Here is a 3,111-nt window from a genome sequence, read left to right as displayed (position 1 = left end):
GTTCGAACGGATCGCGCAACAGCTCCCCAACCTGCGGGTCCAGGTGCCGACGAGGAAGTCGAAGTCGCCCCTTACCGTCAGGCGGCGGCCTCGCCGGTGATCAGGTAGATCACGTGCTCACCGACGTTCACCGCGTGGTCGGCGAAGCGCTCGTAGAAGCGGCCCAGCAGGGTGGCGTCGATCGCCGTCTCCACCCCGTACGGCCAGTCGTCCCCGAGCAGTACGCCGAAGAGGCTCCGGTGCAGGTCGTCCATGGCGTCGTCGTCGGAGTCGAGCTGGGCGGCGAGGGTGGCGTCCGGCTTGGCCAGCAGCGAGGCGATCTCCTCGGCCATCCGGTCGGCGATGGCGGCCATGTCGCGGAAGACTGGCCGCAACTCGGCCGGCACCGCCGGGGAGGGGTGCCGGCGCAGCGCGGTCTTGGCGACGTGGTCGGCCAGGTCGCCCATCCGCTCCAGGTCGGCGGCCACGTGCAGGGCGGTGATCATGGCGCGCAGGTCGGAGGCGACCGGGGCCTGCCGGGCCAGCAGGTCGCAGACCCGCTCCTCCACGTCCCGGTAGAGGGCGTCGATCTCGGCATCCCCCGCGACCACCGTCTCCGCCGCCGCGCGGTCGGCGGTGAGCAGGGCTGTGGTGGCCCGGCTCAGGGCGGCGCGCACCCCCTCCGCCATGTCCACCAGCAGTTGGCTGACAATCTGCAGGTCGGCCCGGAACTCGTCGCGCATCGTCACTTCCTGGGGTCGGTGGCCGCCGGTGGCCCGGCCGGGCCGCGTACGGCGTGAGCAGGTGCGCGACCAACCGTAGGCGGGGGTGGCTCGATCCACGGTGAACCCGGGTGAACGACGCGGGACCCGTGAGTGAACTTCTTCGGAAGCGAGAGTGTTTCATCCCATTTCGACCGATCGCCAGGTGAACAATGACCCTACGATCGCCGGGTGGAATGGGCGGTGGCGGTCTCGGTGGCCGTGGTGCTGGTGGCCGGACTGGTCGCCGGGTTGCTGCTGGCCCGACACGTCGGAGCGCGGCGCCGGTCGGCGTCGCCGGGGAGCGAGGGCTCCCGTCGGAGCGCAGGGAGGCCCGAGATTCCCGACGAGCAGCAGGGCGGTCTCCCCGGGCTCGGCCGTAAGACGATCGACTCGCTCCGCGCCGGCGTGGTCGTGCTCGACCCGGACGACGTGCCCGTCCTGGTGAACCCGGCCGCGCGGGCGATGGGCCTGCTCCGTACCGGGGCGACGCCCGGCTCCATCGCGGCGCACCCGCTGATCCGTACCCTCGCCGGGCAGGTCCGGCGCACGGGCGTGCGGCGCGAGATCGAGCTGGACCTGCCGCGTGGCCGCGACAGTGCGGGGGACAACCCGCTCGGCGTGCACCTGCGAGCGATGGGCCTGGGTGCCGGCTACATCTCGGTCGAGGCGGCCGATGTCACCGAGTCGCACCGGCTGGCCCGGGTGCGGCGGGACTTCGTGGCCAACGTCAGCCACGAGCTGAAGACCCCGATCGGCGCGCTCCAGCTCCTCGCCGAGGCGTTGGTGGACGCCACCGAGCCGGCCACCGAGGGTGCGGCCGACCTCTCCGAGGACATGGTCGCCGCCCGGCGGTTCGCCGAGCGGATCCAGCACGAGTCCACCCGGTTGGGGCGGTTGGTGCAGGAGTTGCTGGAGCTGACCCGCCTTCAGGGGGCCGAGCCGCAGCCAGCCCCGGAGCCGGTCTCGGTGGACTGGGTGATCGCCGAGGTGGTCGACCGGACCCGGACCGCGGCCACCGCCCGCCGGGTGGAGATCGTCGTCGAGGGCGAGCGGGGCCTCACCCTGTACGGCAGCGACAGCCAGCTCGCCACCGCGGTGGCGAACCTGGTGGAGAACGCGATCAACTACTCGGGCGAGGGCACCACGGTCCGGGTGACCGCGCGGGCGACCGACGAGTACGTCGAGATCGCCGTGGCCGACCAGGGCATCGGCATCGCCCCGAACGAGGTCGACCGGATCTTCGAACGCTTCTACCGGGCCGACCAGGCCCGCTCCCGGTCCACCGGAGGCACCGGCCTCGGCCTGGCCATCGTCAAGCACATCGCCAGCAACCATGGCGGTCGGGTGGACGTGTCGAGCACTCTTGGGGGAGGCTCGACGTTCACCCTTCGGCTGCCCGCCCGTCCCCCGGACGACCTGGAGGCGACACTCTCCTCCGCTGAGATCGAGGCCGGCCCGGCCGAGCTTCGGTAGGTCCGACCGACAGGAAAGGAAACACCCCTTGAGTCGCGTACTGGTGGTCGAGGACGAGGAATCGTTCTCGGACGCCCTGTCCTACATGCTCCGCAAGGAGGGCTTCGAGGTGTCCGTCGCCGCGACGGGCACCGCCGCCCTCACCGAATTCGACCGGACCGGCGCCGACATCGTGCTGCTCGACCTGATGTTGCCCGAAATGTCGGGTACGGAGGTCTGTCGCCAACTCCGTCAGCGGTCGCACGTCCCGATCATCATGGTCACCGCGCGGGACAGTGAGATCGACAAGGTGGTCGGCCTGGAGATCGGGGCCGACGACTACGTGACCAAGCCGTACTCGCCGCGCGAGCTGGTGGCCCGGATCCGGGCGGTGCTGCGCCGGCAGAGCGCGGAGGCGACCGACTCGGGTACGCCGACGCTGGCCGCCGGCCCGGTCCGGATGGACATCGAGCGGCACGTGGTGACTGTCGACGGCGCCGCCGTGCAGCTGCCGCTCAAGGAGTTCGAGCTGCTGGAGCTGCTGCTGCGCAACGCGGGCCGGGTGCTCACCCGGGGCCAGCTCATCGACCGGGTCTGGGGCGCCGACTACGTGGGCGACACCAAGACGTTGGATGTGCACGTCAAGCGGCTGCGCTCGAAGATCGAGCCGGAGCCGTCCGCGCCGCGCTACATCGTCACGGTTCGCGGGCTGGGCTACAAGTTCGAGCCGTGACGACCGGTGCCGGGTCCGGTTTTCGGCTGTGGCCCGCGCGCTTGGTGGTTGCGGTTTGGGGTGTGGCCCGCGCGCTTGGTGGTTGCGGGTTTGGGTGTGCGTCGCGGTGCGTGGGTGGTTGCGGTTTTGGGTGTGGCCCGCCGTGCCCGGCTCCGGGCGGTCAGGCTTGATCCCTGCGCCGGT

The 3,111-nt window shown here is 71.5% G+C and carries 3 protein-coding genes; 2 read left to right on the top strand and 1 reads right to left on the bottom strand.

Annotation, left to right across the window (positions count from 1 at the left end; all coding sequences use genetic code 11):
- Positions 1-77: 77 nt before the first annotated feature.
- The gene (gene phoU / locus ABZ570_RS33795; protein WP_358072233.1) at positions 78-722 is read right to left on the bottom strand and encodes a phosphate signaling complex protein PhoU; all 645 of its coding nucleotides are present in this window, start codon (positions 720-722) and stop codon (positions 78-80) included.
- Positions 723-932: 210 nt separating this feature from the next.
- Here phoU and ABZ570_RS33790 point away from each other — a divergent pair, with 210 nt between their 5' ends.
- Entirely contained in the window at positions 933-2,216 is a 1,284-nt protein-coding gene (locus ABZ570_RS33790) for an ATP-binding protein (protein ID WP_358072231.1), read from the top strand.
- 28 nt (positions 2,217-2,244) lie between these two features.
- A complete protein-coding gene (locus ABZ570_RS33785) occupies positions 2,245-2,928 on the top strand; it encodes a response regulator transcription factor (protein WP_358072230.1) in 684 nt (227 codons plus the stop codon).
- Positions 2,929-3,111 lie beyond the last annotated feature (183 nt).

The organism is Micromonospora sp. NPDC007271 (assembly GCF_040634005.1).
In the GTDB taxonomy this organism is placed as follows: domain Bacteria; phylum Actinomycetota; class Actinomycetes; order Mycobacteriales; family Micromonosporaceae; genus Micromonospora.
This window is presented reverse-complemented; position numbering and strand designations above follow the sequence as displayed.

Bases quoted from the DNA above. Each gene is read 5' to 3' on its own strand.
- phoU (WP_358072233.1), bottom strand. From the start codon at position 722: ATGCGCGACGAGTTCCGGGCCGACCTGCAGATTGTCAGCCAACTGCTG.